Raw genomic sequence first — 17701 nt, forward strand, 5'->3', positions numbered from 1 at the left:
GGTGGCGCGTTCGGTGATCCCGGCGCTCTGGTGTGCGGCCCTCTTCCTGACGCCGCCGGCGCTGGCCCAGCCGCCCGCACCGCCTGCACCGCCCGGACCGGCGCCGGTCCTGCCGGCTCCCGTCCCACCGCCTTCGCAGCTGTTGGCTCCGCTGGCGCAGAGCGGATCGGCGACGGGGATCGCCGGGCTGCCACCGCAGATCGCCGGTCCGGGGGAGCTGATGCTCGGTCAACATGCGGTGCCGTCGCTGCCCGGGACCGGGCCGGCCGCGCCACCGCACCTCAACGCGTTCAACAACCAGTATCTGCTGCCGCAGAACGTCGCTCCGGCCGCGCCCGGGGAGGGCACGGTCTTCGGCGTGGAACCGGGCCAGGAGAACGCCGACATCCGCAGCATCGACTATCTGCGCCGGCTGTGGGAGATGTACCAGGCCGGTGGACTCGAGGGCGGGTTGCTCGGGCAGCGGCCGGTGCAGGACCTCAACAAGCCGCTTCCGGTCGAACCGCCTGCGGCGCCGCCCGTGCCGGGAGCATGATGAGGTCATGACCATGGTGGCGCGAGCGGTTGCTGCGGCGGCGGTGGCCGTCGGCGCGTGGACAACACCGGTGGCCACCGCGACGCCGGCAGCGGGATCGCAGTCGCCGGCCGACACCATGCAGGAGTTGACCGATCAGGGGTTCACGGTGCACGTCAACTGGGTCGCCGGCACGCCGTCGAACATCCCGTTGTCGCAGTGCACCGTCACCAGCATCGACACCTCGGCGCCACCGGCGGCGTACGTGTCGATCAACTGCCCGCCGGACGGATCGCAGTAGCCCTCTAGTTGAGGTAGCCCTCGACCTCGTCCGGGGGCCGCACCTGCGCCTCGCGCGGATCGGCGCCGGCATCACGCAGCGCGCGGCGCTGCCGCAACAGATCCCAGCACTGGTCGAGTTGCACCTCGACGGCGTGCAGTCGCTGCTGTTCCTCGGACTCGTCGATCTCGCCGTGCTGCAGCTTGGACCGAAGATCCTGCTCTTCGGCCACCAGCTTGTTCACCTGGGCCAGGATGTCCTCGTCTTTCACCACGCCGATAGTCTGCCCGCGTACCGGCCGCTCGACACCTGCGTAGGGTGAGTTGATGACGTCTTCTTCCGGGCAGAAGCCCGAGATCGAATTCCCCAACGGTCCGGCGCCCAGCGAGCTCGTGATCACCGACCTCGTGGTCGGCGACGGACCCGAAGCCGTTCCCGGCGCCAACGTCGAGGTGCACTATGTCGGCGTCGAATACGACACCGGCGAAGAGTTCGACAGCTCGTGGAACCGGGGCGAATCCATCGAGTTCCCCCTGCGTGGGCTGATCCAGGGTTGGCAGGACGGCATCCCCGGAATGAAGGTCGGCGGTCGTCGTCAGCTGGTGGTCCCGCCCGCGCTGGCCTACGGACCTGCCGGCGGTGGGCACCGCCTGTCGGGCAAGACATTGATCTTTGTCATCGACCTGCTGGCCACCCGATGACCGTCATCTTCGTCATCGACCTGCTGGCCACCCGCTAGCCCCTCAGCGGTGGCCCGGGAGCCGCAGCAGCAACCGGGCGCCGCCCAGCGGACTCGCCTCCAGCGATGCGGTCCCGCCGTGCAGTTCGGCCTGCTGCGCGACCAGCGCCAGACCCAGACCGGACCCGGAATGTGACGCCGTGGATCCCCGCGAGAACCGGTCGAACACGACCTTGCGTTCCTCTTCGGGTACGCCCACGCCGTCGTCGTCGATCGCGATCTCGACACCCGCACGCGAGCTGACCGCCGACAGCTGTACCCGGGTCGCGCCGCCGTGCTTGACCGCGTTGGCGATCGCGTTGTCCACCGCCAGGCGCAGACCGGTCGGCAATCCGACGATGATGACCGTCGGCGCGGGCACCAGCGACACCTCCAGATCCGGGTAGACGCGCATGGCGTCATGGGCCGCCCGGTCGAGCAGTTCGGTGATGTCGACGGGCACGTGGTCGTCGGCGGTGGAGAGTTCGCCCTGGGCCAGGCGCTCCAGCGCGCCCAGGGTGGCCTCGATCCTGGTCTGCGTCCGGATGACGTCGTTGACGACCTCTTTGCGCTGCTCCTCGGCCAGGTCGAGTGTGGACAACACCTCGAGGTTGGTGCGCATCGCGGTCAACGGGGTGCGCAACTCGTGCGCCGAGACCGACGCGAAGTCGCGCGCCGATGCGAGCGCAGCCTTGGTGCGGTCCTGTTCCTTCCATATTCGCTGCAGCAGACCGTTGACAGCGTCGGCGATCTCGACCGCCTCGGTGGCGCCCCGGACCTCGACGTCGGGCCGCTCGTCACCGGCGTCGATCGACCGCGTCTGCTGGGCCAGGCGTTTGAACGGTCGCACCGCGAACGCCGCCAGCAGCCAGCCGCCGAACGTCGCCGCCCCGACCGCCAGCGTGCAGATCACCAGCACCCGCCGGTGCAGGTTGTTGGTGTCGGCGATGGTCGCGTCGTAGGTGGCGCCGACAGCCACCGACATGGGTTCCGGGCCCGCCAGGTCGACCGTGCGGACCCGGTACCGCACCCCGTCGACGTAGGTGTCGGCGTAGCCCGGTTCGAGTGCGGGCAACACCACGTTCGAGTTCGACGTGACCGCGCCGCCGCGCCGCACGGTGATCACCGCGTCCTGGTCGTTCGGGGACTTCGGGATCTCGTCGAGTCCACGCGGCAGGAACGGGATCGCGAACCCGGCGGCCTCGTCGAGTCGACGGTCCAACCGTTCCTTGCGGTCCTGGGTGATCCCGACCCACACCACGGTTCCGACGATGCCGACGACGATCGCGGCGGCGATCGCGGTGGCGAAGGCGACGCGGGTGCGCAGCGACGGGGTGCGCCGGAAGATGCGGGTCAACATCGCCGCGACCTACTGCTGCCTGAGCACGAAGCCCACACCACGCACCGTGTGCAGCAGCCGAGGAGCGCCGTTGGCCTCGAGCTTGCGGCGCAGGTAGCCGATGAACACGTCGACGACGTTGGTGTCGGCGGCGAAGTCGTAACCCCACACCAACTCCAGCAGCTGGGCGCGCGACAACACCGCGGTCTTGTGTTCGGCCAGCACCGCGAGCAGGTCGAACTCGCGTTTGGTGAGGTCGACGTCGACGCCGTCGACCCGTGCCCGCCGGCCCGGGATGTCGACCTCCAGGGGGCCGACGGTGATGGTCTCCGAGGAGAACGTCGCGGTGGATCCGCGCCGGCGCAGCAGCGCCTTGACCCGTGCCACCAGCTCGGCCAGCACGAACGGCTTGACGAGGTAGTCGTCGGCGCCGGCTTCCAGGCCGGACACCCGGTCGTCGACCGAGGATCGCGCCGAGAGCACACAGACCGGCACGTCGTTGTCCATCGCGCGCAGCGCGGTGACCACGGACACGCCGTCGAGGACCGGCATGTTGATGTCGAGCACGATGGCGTCGGGTTTGGTCTCGGTGGCGCTGCGCAGCGCTTCGGCGCCGTCGACGGCGGTGGAGACCTCGAATCCGGACAACCGCAGACCACGTTCGAGCGAGGCCAGGACGTCGGGGTCGTCGTCGACCACGAGCACCCGGGGTGAACCCACACCACTGTCCATGCCCGCAATCTTGCCTGAAGATGCCGTCCGCCCGCGGGATGCCGTGCCGGTTGGGTGGGCACCGGGCCGGTCGGCGGGACGCGGGCGCGCCGCGGAAGGCTTTGACCTGATCCTTTGTTGAGGTTCTACGGTGATTTCATGAGCTTGGAAACCGTGGCGCGGCAGACCCTGTACCGCCAGACCCGCGCGCGCGGCACAGACCTGCATGCGGTCTTCGACCGCGAACTGATGGGTCGCATCTGGCGTTTCGCGGCACGCCATCATCGCCGGTTGGCGGTGTTCCTGGCGGTCAGCGTGATCGGCGCCGTGCTGACGGTCACCACGCCGTTGCTGGCGGGACGCGTCATCGACGAGATCACCGGCGCGGGCCGCGCCGGTGTCGTGGTGGCCCTGGCGGTGGTCATCGCCGTGGTGGCGCTGGCCGAGGCCGCGCTGTCGCTGACCACGCGCTGGTTGTCCTCGACCATCGGCGAGGGTCTGATCCTCGACCTGCGCGCCGCGGTGTTCGACCATGTCCAGCGGATGCCGGTGGCCTTCTTCACCCGCACCCGCACCGGTGCGCTGGTCAGCCGGCTGGGCAACGACGTGCTGGGCGCGCAGCGCGCGTTCTCCGACACCTTGTCCGGTGTCGTGTCCAACCTCGTGACGCTGACGCTGACGCTCGCGGTCATGCTGAGTCTGTCCTGGCAGATCACGTTGTTGTCGCTGGCGTTGATGCCTCTGTTCCTGATCCCCGCGCGCCGGATCGGCACCGCGATGGCGTCGCTGGCGCGCGAGGCGTCGGTACACAACGCGACGATGAACATCCAGATGACCGAGCGCTTCTCCGCGCCGGGCGCCACCCTGGTCAAACTGTTCGGGGACCCCGCCGCCGAGTCCCGCGAGTTCCGGGCCAGGGCGGCGCGCGTCCGCGACATCGGCGTGCGCACCTCGATGCTGCAGTCGACGTTCATGAACTCGTTGACGCTGATGTCTGCGCTCGCGTTGGCGCTGGTCTACGGGCTGGGCGGGGCGCTCGCGCTCGGCGGGCATCTCCAGGCCGGCGCGATCGTGTCGCTCGCGCTGCTGCTGACCCGGCTCTACGCGCCGCTGACCGCGCTGGCCAACGCGCGGGTCGAGATCGCTAGCGCCCTGGTGAGTTTCGAGCGGGTCTTCGAGGTGCTCGACCTGGTGCCGTTGATCCGGGAGAGTCCCGACGCGGTGGACATCCCCGCCGGAGCGGTGCGCGTCGAGTTCGACGACGTGCGGTTCGCCTACCCGTCGGCGGACAAAGTCTCGCTGGCGTCGCTGGAAGAGGTCGCCGAACTGTCCGACGCCGACCTGCGCGGCGGCGAGGAGGTGCTACACGGCATCTCGTTCACCGCAGAGCCGGGCCAGATGGTCGCGCTTGTGGGTTCATCGGGAGCCGGGAAGTCGACGATCGCCGCGCTGTTGGCGCGTCTCTACGACGTCGGAGGCGCGACGGCGCCGACATCCGGCCGCGACGACGGCGCGGTCCGGCTCAACGGACTCGACGTGCGCGACGCGACGTTCGCGTCGCTGAAGGCGACCGTCGGGATGGTCACCCAGGACGGCCACCTCTTCCACGAGTCGATCCGGTCCAATCTCACCCTGGCCGCTCCGGACGCGACCGACGACGACCTCTGGGAGGCGCTGCGCCGGGCGCGGCTCGACGACGTCGTCGCCGCGATGCCCGAGGGACTGGACACCATCGTCGGCGAGCGCGGCTACCGACTCTCGGGTGGGCAGCGCCAACGCCTCACCATCGCGCGTCTGCTGCTTGCTGCGCCCCGGGTGGTCGTCCTCGACGAGGCGACGGCGTCGCTGGACTCGGAATCCGAGGCTGCGGTTCAGCAGGCGCTCGCCGAGGCGTTGGCCGGACGGACCTCGCTGGTCATCGCGCACCGGCTGTCCACGGTCCGCGCCGCCGACGTCATCCTGGTCGTCGAGGACGGCCGGATCGTCGAGCGCGGCACGCACACCGAACTGTTGGCCCGCGGGGGCCGGTACGCCCAGCTGTACCGCACCCAGTTCGGCCCCACCGATCGGCGGGCGTGCGTCCCCTCGAGCCCGCCGGCGCAGATCCGCTGCGTCCATGGCCGCACCGGCGACGGGTTATCCGATTGCGCACACTGGGAAGATTCTCTGAGTGAGTGACTCCCGGCCCGACGCGCTGCGCGCTGGCCCGGCGATCGCGCCGCGCCGCGACCGGGTGCGACCCAGCTCGGACCTGTGGCGTCTGCTGCCCTACCTCATGCCCTACCGCGTGCGGTGGATCGCGATGGTCGTCGTCGCCCTCGCGAGCCTGGCCGCGACGATCACGATCCCGCTGATGACCAAGGCTGTCATCGACGGACCGGTGACCGATCAGGACCAGCGGGGTCTGTGGCTGTTGGGTACGGCCGCGCTGGGCATCGGTGTCACCGAGGCGGTGCTGTGGTTCATCCGCCGCTGGCTGGTTGCCCGCGCCACGATGGGTGTCGAGGCCGACATCCGCAAGGATCTGTACGCGCGGCTGCAGATCCTGCCGATGTCGTTCCACGGGCGCTGGGACTCCGGGCAGCTGCTGTCGCGGATCATGAACGACCTGGGCACCATCCGGCGGTTCATGTCGTTCGGGATGCTGTTCTTGTTGCTCAACATGCTGCAGATCACGGTGGTCACCGCGATCCTGCTGGTGATGTACTGGCCGCTCGGAGTGGTGGTGTGCGTCTCGATCGTGCCGATCACGCTGACGGTGCTGCACTTCCAGCGCGAGTACACCCGGTTGTCGCGCCTGGCGCAGGATCAGGCCGGCCACGTCGCCACCCACGTCGAAGAGGCGGCTCACGGTCTGCGGGTGGTCAAGTCGTTCGGCCGCGAGGAGCACATCTACGGTCGCTTCGACGAGCAGCTGACCGCGCTCTACGACACCCAGATCCGCAGGGTCGGGGTGTCGGCGAAGTTCTGGACGCTGCTCGAGGTCATCCCGAACCTGACGCTGATCGTCGTGCTCGGGTTCGGTGCGTATGCGGCCGGGCAGGGCCACGTCACCATGGGCACGCTGGTCGCGTTCATCACCATGATGTTGTCGCTGGTGTGGCCGATCGCGTCCCTGGGCTTCCTGCTGTCGATGACCCAGGAATCGTTCACCGCGGCCAACCGCATCGCCGAGATCTTCGACGCCCCGCGCGACATCACCGACGGGCCCCGCGATCAGGCGCCGCGCCGCGGCCGCCTCGAGCTCGTGGACGTGGGCTTCCGGTTCCCGGACTCGGCGTCCGGCGGGCCGGACAAACCGGCAGACGACTGGGTCCTGCGCCACGTCGACATCACCGTCGAACCGGGTGAGACGCTGGCGCTGGTCGGTGCCACCGGGTCGGGCAAGTCGGTCCTGGTGGGTCTGCTGTCGCGGCTCTACGACGTCACCGAGGGTGAGATCCGCATCGACGCGCAGGACATCCGGGAGCTGCCCGTCGAGGCATTGCGGCGCACCGTGGCCACCGCGTTCGAGGACCCGACCCTGTTCTCGATGTCGGTGGCGGAGAATCTCCGGCTGGGCCGGCCGGAGGCTTCCGACGCCGACCTGCGACGCGCCGTCGAGGTGGCCGCCGCGGACTTCGTCTACGAGCTGCCGTTCGGCTTGGACACGCGCATCGGTGAGCAGGGCATGAGCCTGTCCGGCGGTCAGCGCCAACGACTTTCGCTGGCCCGTGCGGTTCTCGCCCAACCGAAGATCCTGGTGCTCGACGACACGCTGTCCGCCCTGGACGTGCACACCGAAGCGGTCGTCGAGGAGGCGTTGCGCCGCGTCCTCGACGACGTGACGGGCGTCGTGGTGGCCCACCGGGCCTCCACCGTCCTGCTCGCCGACCGGGTGGCGTTGCTGCAGAACGGAACCATCACCCACGTCGGGACGCATGCGCAGTTGCTCGCCGAGGTCCCCGAATACCGGTACCTGCTCGCCGCGGACGAGGACGTCGACGATGCGCGCCCGCTGCAGACCGCGGAGCGACCCCGATGACCGACTGGCGGGGCCGGTTCGACGAGCACGCCGACCTGCCGATCGACGAGACCCAGCCGCGGCGCCGCGAGGCACGGGCGCTGCTGGGTTCCCTGCTGCGGCCGTACCGCTGGAGTCTGGTCGTGCTGGCGGTGGTCGTGGTGGTGGAAAACGCTGCGCGGCTGTCGGTTCCGCTCCTGGTCCAGCGCGGCATCGACCTGGGGATCCCGCCCCTGGTCGACGGTGGGTCGGCGCAGACGTTGCTGACGATCGTGGCGGCGCTGGGGGCGGTGGTGCTCGTCCAGGCGACCAGCCGGATGTTCTTCCTGCGGCGGTCGGGCCGGATCGGTCAGACAGTGCTGCGCGAGTTGCGCCGGCGGGTGTTCCGGCACTTCTCCCGCCTCGACATCGCGTTCCACGACCGCTACACGTCCGGGCGGGTGGTGAGTCGTTCCACCAACGACGTCGAGGCGATCCAGGACATGCTCGAAACCGGCTTCGACAGCCTGATCACCGCGGTGCTGACGCTCTTCGGCACCGCCGCGTTGCTGGTGTTCCTCGACGTGCGCCTCGGGTTGATGTGTCTGGGTGCGTTCCCCGTGTTGGTGCTGTTGGTGGCGTGGTTCCACCGGGAGTCGTCGAAGACCTACCGGCAGGTGCGCGAGAGCGCGGCGCTGGTGATCGTGCAGTTCGTCGAGACGATGACGGGCATCAAAGCCGTCCAGGCGTACCGGCGCGAGCCACGCAATCAGGAGATCTTCGAAGACCTCGCCGACCGCTACCGCGCCATCAACGAGCGGACGTTCCAGCTGCTCGCGGTCTTCATGCCCGGCGTCAAGCTCGTCGGGAACCTGACCACCGGCGTGGTGCTGCTCTACGGCGGTTACCGGGTGCTGCACGGCGAGATGACCATCGGCACGCTGACCGCCTTTCTGCTGTATCTGCGGATGTTCTTCGAGCCCATGCAGGAGATCTCGCAGTTCTTCAACACCTTCCAGTCGGCGGCCTCGGCGCTGGAGAAACTCGCCGGTGTGTTGGCCCGCACACCTGCCATCGCCGACCCCGCGCAGCCGGTCGAACTGGATCGGGTCGACGACGAGATCGCCTTCCGCAGCGTGCGTTTCGACTATGTCCCCGGCCGGCCGGTGCTGCCCGAGCTGGATCTCGTGGTGCCGGCGGGGCAGACGGTGGCGCTGGTCGGCACCACCGGCGCCGGCAAGACGACGATCGCCAAGCTGGTCACCCGGTTCTACGATCCGGTCGAGGGCGCGATCACCCTCGACGGGGTCGACCTGCGCGACATCGCGCAAGCCGACCTGCGCCGCCACGTCGTCATGGTCACGCAGGAGAACTTCATGTTCGGCGGTACCGTCGCCGACAACATCCGTTTCGGACGCCCCGGCGCCACCGACGACGAGGTCCGCGCCGCGGCCGAGGCGGTCGGGGCGCAGACCTTCATCGAGGCGCTGCCCGAGGGCTACGACACCGACGTCGCCAAGCGCGGCGGACGGCTCTCGGCCGGTCAGCGGCAGCTCATCGCCTTCGCACGCGCATTCCTCGCCGATCCCGCGGTGCTGATCCTCGACGAGGCGACCTCGTCGCTGGACATCCCCAGCGAACGGTTGGTCCAGCGCGCACTGGAGACGGTGCTCGCCGACCGCACCGCACTGGTGATCGCCCACCGACTGTCGACGGTGCGCATCGCCGACCGGGTCTTGGTCCTCGAGCACGGCCGCGTCGTCGAGGACGGTTCGCCGGACGAGCTGGTCGAGCGCGACGGCGGGCACTACGCCGCGTTGCACCGCTCGTGGGTGGACTCGCTGGCCTGAGTCAGGGGATCAGGCCGGCACCGCGTGCCCTGGCCACCGACTCGAACCTCGTGGATGTCCCGAGCTTGCTCGACGCGCTGCGCAGATACGCCTTCACGGTTTCCGGCTTCAATGAAAGTCGTTGTGCTGCCTCGTTGTTGGTGCATCCCAGCGCCACCTGCGCGAGCACGTCGATCTCGCGGGCGGTCAGTGCGGGCCGGTCCTCGGCGACGCCGTTGAGCGCCTCGGCCAGTCGGCCGGCCATCGAACGCAGCTGCCGCTGCAGCGGCGACGGTGACTGCGCGGCCAGATGCCGCAGTTCGGCGTAGACCTGCCGGACCTGCTCGGAGGCCAGGCCCCGATCGTCTGAGCCGACATGCCCGGCAACCGCACGCAGCCGGACCCGCCGGTCGACCTCGTCGCGGATGCGCAACTCGTCGCCGAGGGACTGCGCCGCGGCCACCATGCGCTCGGCGGCGCGTCCACCGATCGGTGAACTCGTCCGGTACGCGCCGTAGAGCACCGCACGGGTCTGTCCCTCGACGAGCACCGGCACCGCGAGGACCGCGCGGATGCCCTCGGAGAGCACCGGCCGGTCGTAGTCGTGAGTGATCGACACCGCGTTGCGGTAGTCGGCCACCGACATCGGCCGGCCCGCGACCATGGTGGCGCCACCGAGGCCGGAACTCGGCCGCACCGCCAACCCGCGCAGATTTCCGGTGCGGGTTCCGACGAACTCGGTCAACAGCAGCGTGTCGTCGAGTACCTGTCCGCCGAACAGGATCGGCATCTCCCCGAGAGCTGCGATCTCGCGTAGCGTCGCCCGGACGGCGTCGGAATCGCGTGGGCGCAGCAGCGCCGACGTCAACGGCATCGTGCGTACCCTCTTTCGGGGGTAGTGGACAGGCGAGTGTGACCTCGATCCTAGAGACCGTGACGACGAATGCCGAGAAGTATCGCGCCGCGCGAGATCATCTGGTCGACCTGATCGCCGACTACGACGCGGCGGTCGCCACCTTCGAGTGGCCGAAGCTGGCCGGAACGTTCAACTGGGCCACCGACTGGTTCGACGTCGTCGCCGGTCAGCGGCGCATCGACGGCGCCGTGCAGTATCTCAACGAGCGCACCGCCCTGTGGATCGTCGAAGAAGACGGCACCGACACCAAAGCCTCGTTCGCCGACCTCGCACGTCGCTCCGATCAGCTGGCCACGTGGTTGCGCAGCATCGGCGTCCGGGCCGGCGACCGCGTCATCCTGATGCTGGGCAACCAGATCGAGCTGTGGGAGTCGATGCTGGCGATCGCGAAACTGGGCGCGGTGATCATGCCCACCACCTGCGCGTTGGGCTCGGCCGACGTGGCCGACCGCATCCGGCGGGGCCGGGCCGGGTTCGTCATCGCCAACTCCGCCGACGCGAGGAAATTCGAGGGGATCACCGAGACGTTCACCGGCATCGCGGTGGGAGACCCGGTACCCGGCTGGTCGTCGTACGACGATGCCGCCGCCGTCGAATCGGAGGGCCCGTTCGACCCGGGCACCAGCACGTCGGACCCGCTGCTGATCTACTTCACGTCGGGGACCACCAGCAGACCCAAGCTCGTCGAACACTCACAGATCAGCTATCCGGTCGGGCACCTGACCACGATGGCGTGGATCGGGGTGCGACCTGGCGACGTCCACCTCGCGATCAGCTCTCCGGGATGGGCCAAGCACGCGTGGAGTTGCTTCTTCGCACCATGGATCGCCGAGGCGACGATCTTCGTCTACAACTACAGCCGCTTCGACGCCGCAGCGCTGCTCGACCAGTTGCGGCGCGCCGAGGTCAACACCTTCTGTGCGCCACCGACGGTGTGGCGCATGCTCATTCAGGCCGACCTCGGCGAGCGCCCATCCGGGCTGCGCGAGATCCTCGGTGCGGGTGAGCCGTTGAACCCGGACGTCATCACCCAGGTCGAGCGGGCGTGGGGGCTGACCATCCGCGACGGATTCGGCCAGACGGAGACCACGCTGCAGGTGGGCAACACCCCGGGTCAGCCGGTCAAGGCGGGTTCGATGGGACGGCCGATGCCCGGGGTGCCGGTGGTGCTGATCGATCCGGTCACCGGTCAGGTGGGCGACGAGGGCGAGATCTGCCTCGATCTGAGCGCCGGACCGGTGAACCTGATGAGCGGATACCTCGACGACGGCGCGCGCAACGCGATGGTGATGCGCGACGGCTACTACCACACCGGCGACGTCGCGACCCGGGACGCAGACGGCTACATCACCTACATCGGGCGCACCGACGACGTGTTCAAGTCGTCGGACTACAAGGTGTCACCGTTCGAACTGGAGAGCGTGCTCATCGAGCATCCCGCCGTGGTCGAGGCCGCCGTGGTGCCGCAACCCGACGACACCCGTCTCGCGGTCCCGAAAGCGTATGTGTCCCTGGCACAGGGGTGGCCGGCCGACGCGGACACCGCGCGCTCGATCCTGGAGTACAGCCGCGATCACCTGGCGCCGTACCTCAAGGTGCGGCGCCTGGAGTTCTTCGACCTGCCCAAGACGATCTCGGGCAAGATCCGGCGCGTCGACCTCCGCCGACGCGAGGACGAAGCCCACGAGGCCGGCACGAAGATTCCCACGGAGTACCGCTACGAAGATCTCGTCGGCTGATCACCGGAACTCGTCGAAGAACTGCGTCACCTCGCCGACGAACAGGTCGGGTTGTTCGAACGCGGCGAAGTGGCCGCCGCGCGGCATCGACGTCCACCGCGTGATGTTGTAGTTGGCTTCGCACCAGTGTCGTGGGGCGCGCAGGATCTCGCGGGGGAATGCGGCGACGCCGGTGGGCAGTGTCACCGGTTCGCCGCCGCCGAAACTGCCGAAGCTCTCCCAGTACAGCCGGGCCGAAGATGCGCCGGACGCGGTGATCCAGTACAGCATCACGTTGTCGAGCAGCTCGTCCTTGCTCAGGACGTTCTCCGGGTGCCCGTCGCAGTCGGTCCACGACCAGAACTTCTCGACGATCCACGCCAGCTGGCCCACAGGGGAATCGGTGAGCGCGTAGCCGAGCGTCTGCGGTCGGGTCGCCTGCTGCTTGGAATAGCCGGAATCCCAACGCTGGTAGTAGGCGAGACGCTCCAGCGCCTGCTTCTCCTCCTCGGTGGGCTCGCCCATGTCCTTGGGCGGCCGCCCCAGCGGCATGTTGGTGTGGATCGCCACGCAATGGCCGCGGTTGCGGCCGATCTGCGTGGTCACCGCCGCACCCCAGTCACCGCCCTGGGCGCCGTAGCGCTCATAGCCCAACCGCACCATCAGCTCGTCCCACGCCGAGGCGATGCGCTCGACACCCCAGCCGGTGGCGGCGGGTTTCCCGGAGAAGCCGTACCCCGGCAGCGACGGGCACACCACGTCGAAGCCCGCCTCGGTCAGCGGCGTGATCACCTTGGTGAACTCGACCACCGAACCCGGCCAGCCGTGGGTGATCAACAGTGGGAAGGCGTCCTCGCGCTGCGAGCGCTGGTGGATGAAGTGGATGTTCAGTCCGTCGATCTCGGTGGTGTACTGGTCGAAGGAGTTGAGGGCTTCTTCTCTTGTGCGCCAGTCGTATTCGCCGGCCCAATAGTCGGCGAGCTCGCGGGTGTAGGTCAGCGGGATGCCTTGGCTCCAGTCGTCGACGGCTTCGGCCTCGGGCCATCGGGTGCGGTTGAGCCGGTCTCTGAGGTCGGTCAGGTCGGCATCGGGGACGGAGATTCTGAACGGCTGGATTTGGGCCATGTCCCATCCTGACATCCGGGTGCGCGTGCCGGGTCCGGGCGTGGCTGATGTGATGAGATGGCCTCGTGGCTGACTCGACAGTTGCTGAACCTGCCATCGCCGCCCGTGCGCTCACCCTGCACGGACCCCATGGCCGGGTCTACGGGCCCCTCGATCTCGATATCGACCGCTCGGGCGTCACGGTCTTGATAGGACCGCCCGGTCTCGCCGGCACCGCGTTGTTACTCACCCTCGCCGGCCGGATGAGGCCGACGTCCGGTGAGTTGACGGTTTGCGGGCAGACGCGGACCACCGACATCTTCGCCGCCGCTGCGGTTGCCGGAATCGATGGCGTGGACGAGATCGCCGGCGACGTCACCGTCGGTGATGTGCTCACCGAACAGCTGCGCTGGAATTCGCCGTGGTACAGAAGGATTCGCCAGGCCGACGAGACCGACCTGACCCGGGTATGTGGCCCGGTGTTCGGGGACCTCCCGCTACCCGCCCTGGACCGGTACATCGATGAACTGCCCGAGCTCGACGGCCTGCTGCTGCGCGTGGCACTGGCCAACACCGCCCGCCCGCCGCTGCTGGTGGTCGGCACCCTCGAGCAGGTCACCGACAACGAACAGCGGGACCTGCTGGTCGAACGACTCGTCGACTTGGGCAGCGCGCAGACCGTCGTGGCCGCCAGTGTCAACGGAGTGCCGGGACAACCTGTGCAGCACTGTCAGCTCGGCGCGAAGGCAGGTGTCTGACCGTGTTCGCCGGACTGCCTGTGGGCACCGATCTGAAACGTTACGCCCGTGGCGTCATGCCCCGCGTCGCACTGGTCACCATCATCTTGATGCCGTTGCTGTACGGGGCCATGTATCTGTGGGCGTTCTGGAATCCGTTCGCCGAGATCAACAAGATCCCGGTGGCTCTGGTCAATGACGACCGCGGCGCACAGTCGCAGGGCCAACAGGTGCGTGCCGGGGACGAGGTCGCCGCGGCCCTGCTGGAGTCGGGCCAACTCAATCTCACCGAGACGTCCGCCGAGGACGCCGCCGATGGTGTCGCAAGCGGCCGGTACTACTTCTCGATCACTGTGCCGCAGGACTTTTCGGAGCGCATCGCTTCGCCGTCGAGTCAAGACCCGGAACAGGCGCAGCTCCGCTTCACCTTCAACGACGCCAACAACTACCTGGCCTCGGTCATCGGCCAGAACGCCGCCCGCGAAGTCGTCAACCAGGTCAACGCGAACGTCGGTGAACGGACCATCGGCACCGTCGTCTCCGGTCTCACCGACGCCGGTCAGGGGCTGGGTCAGGCGGCCGACGGCGCCGGGCAACTGGCCGCCGGACTCACCGCCGCCAATGACGGAGCCCACCAACTGTCCACCGGCGCAACCGCACTGGCCACCGGATTGCACACCGCCCAGGCGGGTGCGGCGCAGCTGGCCGCGGGTACGCAGCAGTTGGCCGGTGCCGTCGACGAAGCCACGACTCCGTTGCTCGAGGTGTTGGACCGCCTCGGCGACCTGAGCCTCAACCCCGACGACGTCGCGGTCGCCGCGCAGCACCTCAGTGGCGCCGTGCGTTCGACCACCGAGCGCATCGCCGCGCTGAACGTCAACAGTGCACATGCGGCCGCAGTCATCGACCAGACCGTTGCGTTCCTGCAGCACAATCCGGACCCGGCGATCCGGGATGCCGGTCATGCGCTCGCCGGCGCACAGCGCCTGCTACGAGCCGAAGGCATCGATCCCGCCACCGACGACGGCCTGATCCGGCTGCGCGACAGCGCAGCCCGCCTCGAGAGCGACCTCGGCGATCCGAACAGTCAGCTGCGCACGTTCCTCACGTCAGCGGTCAATGGCGGCCTGCGCGCCGACGTGGCGAAGTTGCGCGACGGCGTCGACGAGCTCAACTCCGGCGCAAACCAACTCGACGACGGGCTGCGACAGCTCGCCACCGGTGGCGACCGGATCGCCGAGGGCGCAGGAGAACTCGCCGACGGCACCCAGAAATTGGAGGCGGGCGGCCAGGAGTTGGCCACCAAGCTGCGCGAAGGTGCCACGATGATCCCGGCCTGGTCGCCCCAGCAACGCACGGAGGTCGCGCGGACGCTGGCGGCGCCCGTCGGTCTGGACCTGGTCACCGAGAACCCGGCCGCCACGTTCGGCACCGGTTTCGCCCCGTTCTTTCTGCCGCTGGCGCTGTTCATCGGCACGTTGATCATCTGGATGTTGCTGACGCCTCTGCGTGCGCGTCCGATCGCCAACGGACTCGGCGCGGTCCGGGTCGTGCTGGCGTCCTACTGGCCGGCGATGTTGATCGCGGTCTGCCAGGTGGTGGTCATGTATGTCGTCGTCCACTTCGGTGTCGGACTGCAAGCCAAGTACCCGCTGGCCACCGTCGGATTCCTGATCCTGGTCGCGGCGGCATCCCTCGCATTGATCCAGGCCTTCAACGCGCTGTTCGGTGAGGCGGTCGGCCGGGTGGTGACCCTGGCATTCCTGATGCTTCAGCTGGTTTCGGCGGGCGGGATCTATCCCGTCGAAACCACCGCGAAACCGTTCCAGATCATCCATCCGTTCGACCCGATGACATACGCGGTCAACGGTCTCCGGCAGGTCATCGTCGGCGGGATCGACGCGAGACTGTGGACCGCGATCACGGTGTTGACTGCCGTGGCGCTGGCATCGTTGGCGGCCAGTGCGTGGGCAGCCCGACGCAACCGCCAGTACACGATGGACCGACTCCACCCCCCGATCGAGGTCTGACGATGACCGACGACAACGACACCCGACGGCTCAAGGACTTCGGCGGCACGGTGTTCTTCCTGCTCCTGCAGGGGTTCCTGTGGCGGGCCACGCTGTTTCTTTCCGCAGCATCGGACCGAGCGCTGATCTATGCCGGCCTGGTGCTGCTGTTCGCGACGATCGTGGTGTCGATCTGGCGGGTGGCCACCAAGAAGCCGGCGGCGCTGATCGCGCTCGGAGGCGCCGGGGCGCAGTTGGTCCTCGGCGGTATCGCACTCCTCTGACCCCGCCGAAATTGCGTTCCACGCGCGTCAAATCGCCATTTGACGCGCGTGGAATGCAATTTCGGCGAAATTAGGGCAGGCCGATGCGGCGGTAGCGCTCCAGTCGTGCGGCCAGCCGATCGTCGGCGGGGGCGGCGCGCAGGCGATGCAACTCCGCGGCGATGGTGTCGGCCAGCCGCCGGGTGAACGCCAGGGGTTCGTCGGCCGCGTCGGTCTCCTCGGGCACCACCACGTCGACGATGCCGTGGCGCAACAGGTCCACCGAGCGAATGCCCTGAGCGGCAGCCAATTCCGCGGCGTGGTCGACGTCGCGGTAGACGATCGCGCTCGCGCCCTCCGGCGGCAGCGGAGCCAGCCAGCCGTGCAGCGCGGCCAGGACACGGTCGGCGGGGACCATGGCCAGGGCCGGTCCTCCACTGCCCTGACCCAACAGCACCGACACCGTCGGGGTCGCCAGCGTGACCAGTTCGGCCAGACACCGTGCGATCTCGGCGGCCAGTCCGCCCTCCTCGGCCTCGGCGGACAGCGCCGGACCGGCGGTGTCGATCACCAGCACCAGGGGCAGCTGCAGGCTGGCCGCCAACGCCATGCCGCGGCGCGCTTCCCGCAGCGCGGCCGGCCCGACCAGCCCGCCGACCACCCGTTGCTGGCCGAGGACGACGGCGGGCTGACCGCCGAAGCGCGCCAGCGCCAGCAGCATCGTCGCTGCCTCGCCCTGCCCGGTGCCCGACAGCAGCACCCGCTCGGTCGACCCGTGCTGCAGCAGATGACGCACTCCGGGCCGGTCGGGCCGCCGCGAGATCTCCACGGATTCCCACGCGCCGACCTCGGGTAGCGGACCGAACACCGGCTCGGCAGGCGCGGCTCCGGGCCGGTCCCACACCACCTTCAGCGCCCGGTCGAGCGTCGAGCGCAGCATCGCGAGCGGGACCACCGCATCGACGACGCCGTGGCGTTGCAGGTTCTCCGCGGTCTGCACACCGGACGGGAACGGCTCCCCGTAGAGGTGCTCGTAGACCCGTGGGCCGAGAAACCCGATCAGCGCCCCCGGCTCGGCGGCGGTGACGTGGCCCAGCGACCCCCAGGACGCGAACACCCCGCCGGTGGTCGGGTGCCGCAGGTACACCAGGTACGGCAGGTGGGAGCGCTTGTGCAGCTCGACCGCGGCGGCGATCTTGACCATCTGCAGGAAGGCGACCGTGCCCTCCTGCATGCGGGTCCCGCCCGAACTCGGTGAGGCCAGCAGCGGCAACCTCTCGGCGGTGGCGCGGTGCACCGCAGCGATGATGCGCTCGGCCGCGGCCACCCCGATCGAGCCGGCCAGGAAGTCGAACTCGCAGACCACCACCGCCACCCGGCGGCCGAACACCCGGCCCTCCCCGGTGACGACCGACTCGTCCAGGTCGGTGGCGTCGGTCGCCTCGGCCAGTTCCCGCTGGTAGCTCGCCGACGTCGCCACCTGCAGCGGGGGAGCGTCCCAGGAGACGAAGGAGTCCTCGTCGAGGACGGCGTCGCGCAACTCCAGGGCACGGATCCGGCTCACAGGAAAAGGCTAACTAG

Annotated in this window: 16 protein-coding genes; 10 read left to right on the forward strand and 6 right to left on the reverse strand. The window is 69.0% G+C overall.

Going from position 1 to position 17701, the window contains the following annotated elements:
• Window position 1: 1 nt before the first annotated feature.
• Both ACAG25_RS19055 and ACAG25_RS19060 read left to right on the forward strand, forming a co-directional pair.
• The gene (locus ACAG25_RS19055) at window positions 2-535 is read left to right on the forward strand and encodes a hypothetical protein (protein WP_370490038.1); all 534 of its coding nucleotides are present in this window, start codon (window positions 2-4) and stop codon (window positions 533-535) included.
• A gap of 7 nt (window positions 536-542) precedes the next feature.
• Window positions 543-815: a hypothetical protein gene (locus ACAG25_RS19060; RefSeq protein ID WP_370490039.1), complete on the forward strand. Its 273-nt coding sequence runs from the start codon at window positions 543-545 to the stop codon at window positions 813-815.
• Window positions 816-819: 4 nt separating this feature from the next.
• Here ACAG25_RS19060 and ACAG25_RS19065 read toward each other — a convergent pair whose 3' ends face one another.
• Window positions 820-1068 (reverse strand): DUF2630 family protein, encoded by a 249-nt coding sequence (locus ACAG25_RS19065; RefSeq protein ID WP_370490040.1) that lies wholly within the window; start codon window positions 1066-1068, stop codon window positions 820-822.
• A gap of 52 nt (window positions 1069-1120) precedes the next feature.
• On the opposite strand from ACAG25_RS19065, the gene ACAG25_RS19070 reads away from it, so the two are divergent.
• A complete protein-coding gene (locus tag ACAG25_RS19070) occupies window positions 1121-1495 on the forward strand; it encodes an FKBP-type peptidyl-prolyl cis-trans isomerase (protein ID WP_370490041.1) in 375 nt (124 codons plus the stop codon).
• A gap of 42 nt (window positions 1496-1537) precedes the next feature.
• Here the strand turns inward: ACAG25_RS19070 and ACAG25_RS19075 are convergent, their stop codons facing one another.
• Entirely contained in the window at window positions 1538-2872 is a 1335-nt protein-coding gene (locus ACAG25_RS19075) for an ATP-binding protein (RefSeq protein ID WP_370490042.1), read from the reverse strand.
• A 9-nt stretch (window positions 2873-2881) separates the two neighbouring features.
• The gene (gene prrA, locus ACAG25_RS19080) at window positions 2882-3592 is read right to left on the reverse strand and encodes a two-component system response regulator PrrA (RefSeq protein ID WP_370490115.1); all 711 of its coding nucleotides are present in this window, start codon (window positions 3590-3592) and stop codon (window positions 2882-2884) included.
• Between the two features lie 129 nt (window positions 3593-3721).
• Here prrA and ACAG25_RS19085 point away from each other — a divergent pair, with 129 nt between their 5' ends.
• From ACAG25_RS19085 to ACAG25_RS19095, 3 genes are read left to right on the forward strand one after another with little or no spacing between them, the layout of a single operon-like run.
• Entirely contained in the window at window positions 3722-5740 is a 2019-nt protein-coding gene (locus ACAG25_RS19085; RefSeq protein WP_370490043.1) for an ABC transporter ATP-binding protein, read from the forward strand.
• On the forward strand, window positions 5733-7586 hold the full coding sequence (locus tag ACAG25_RS19090) for an ABC transporter ATP-binding protein (protein WP_370490044.1): 1854 nt from the start codon (window positions 5733-5735) through the stop codon (window positions 7584-7586). Before ACAG25_RS19085 ends, ACAG25_RS19090 begins: the two co-directional genes overlap by 8 nt.
• Window positions 7583-9394 (forward strand): ABC transporter ATP-binding protein, encoded by a 1812-nt coding sequence (locus tag ACAG25_RS19095; RefSeq protein ID WP_370490045.1) that lies wholly within the window; start codon window positions 7583-7585, stop codon window positions 9392-9394. The genes ACAG25_RS19090 and ACAG25_RS19095 overlap by 4 nt, the downstream gene beginning before the upstream one ends.
• Window position 9395: 1 nt before the next feature.
• Here the strand turns inward: ACAG25_RS19095 and ACAG25_RS19100 are convergent, their stop codons facing one another.
• Window positions 9396-10247, reverse strand: coding sequence for a LuxR C-terminal-related transcriptional regulator (locus ACAG25_RS19100; protein WP_370490046.1), 852 nt, complete (start codon window positions 10245-10247; stop codon window positions 9396-9398).
• Between the two features lie 59 nt (window positions 10248-10306).
• On the opposite strand from ACAG25_RS19100, the gene ACAG25_RS19105 reads away from it, so the two are divergent.
• Window positions 10307-12028 (forward strand): AMP-binding protein, encoded by a 1722-nt coding sequence (locus ACAG25_RS19105; protein ID WP_370490047.1) that lies wholly within the window; start codon window positions 10307-10309, stop codon window positions 12026-12028.
• Here ACAG25_RS19105 and ACAG25_RS19110 read toward each other — a convergent pair whose 3' ends face one another.
• Window positions 12029-13132, reverse strand: coding sequence for an epoxide hydrolase family protein (locus ACAG25_RS19110; RefSeq protein WP_370490048.1), 1104 nt, complete (start codon window positions 13130-13132; stop codon window positions 12029-12031).
• Window positions 13133-13197: 65 nt separating this feature from the next.
• Here ACAG25_RS19110 and ACAG25_RS19115 point away from each other — a divergent pair, with 65 nt between their 5' ends.
• The 3 genes from ACAG25_RS19115 to ACAG25_RS19125 are packed head-to-tail and all read left to right on the forward strand — an operon-like array spanning window position 13198 to window position 16141.
• Window positions 13198-13869, forward strand: a complete 672-nt coding sequence (locus ACAG25_RS19115) for a hypothetical protein (protein WP_370490049.1) — start codon at window positions 13198-13200, stop codon at window positions 13867-13869.
• Window positions 13870-13883: 14 nt separating this feature from the next.
• Window positions 13884-15878, forward strand: a complete 1995-nt coding sequence (locus ACAG25_RS19120) for a YhgE/Pip family protein (RefSeq protein WP_370490116.1) — start codon at window positions 13884-13886, stop codon at window positions 15876-15878.
• 2 nt (window positions 15879-15880) lie between these two features.
• A complete protein-coding gene (locus ACAG25_RS19125) occupies window positions 15881-16141 on the forward strand; it encodes a hypothetical protein (protein ID WP_370490050.1) in 261 nt (86 codons plus the stop codon).
• Between the two features lie 70 nt (window positions 16142-16211).
• On the opposite strand, the gene ACAG25_RS19130 is transcribed toward ACAG25_RS19125, so the two are convergent.
• Entirely contained in the window at window positions 16212-17684 is a 1473-nt protein-coding gene (locus ACAG25_RS19130) for a carboxyl transferase domain-containing protein (RefSeq protein WP_370490051.1), read from the reverse strand.
• Window positions 17685-17701: the final 17 nt, after the last annotated feature.

This window comes from Mycobacterium sp. pV006 (genome assembly GCF_041287115.1).
Lineage (GTDB): Bacteria > Actinomycetota > Actinomycetes > Mycobacteriales > Mycobacteriaceae > Mycobacterium.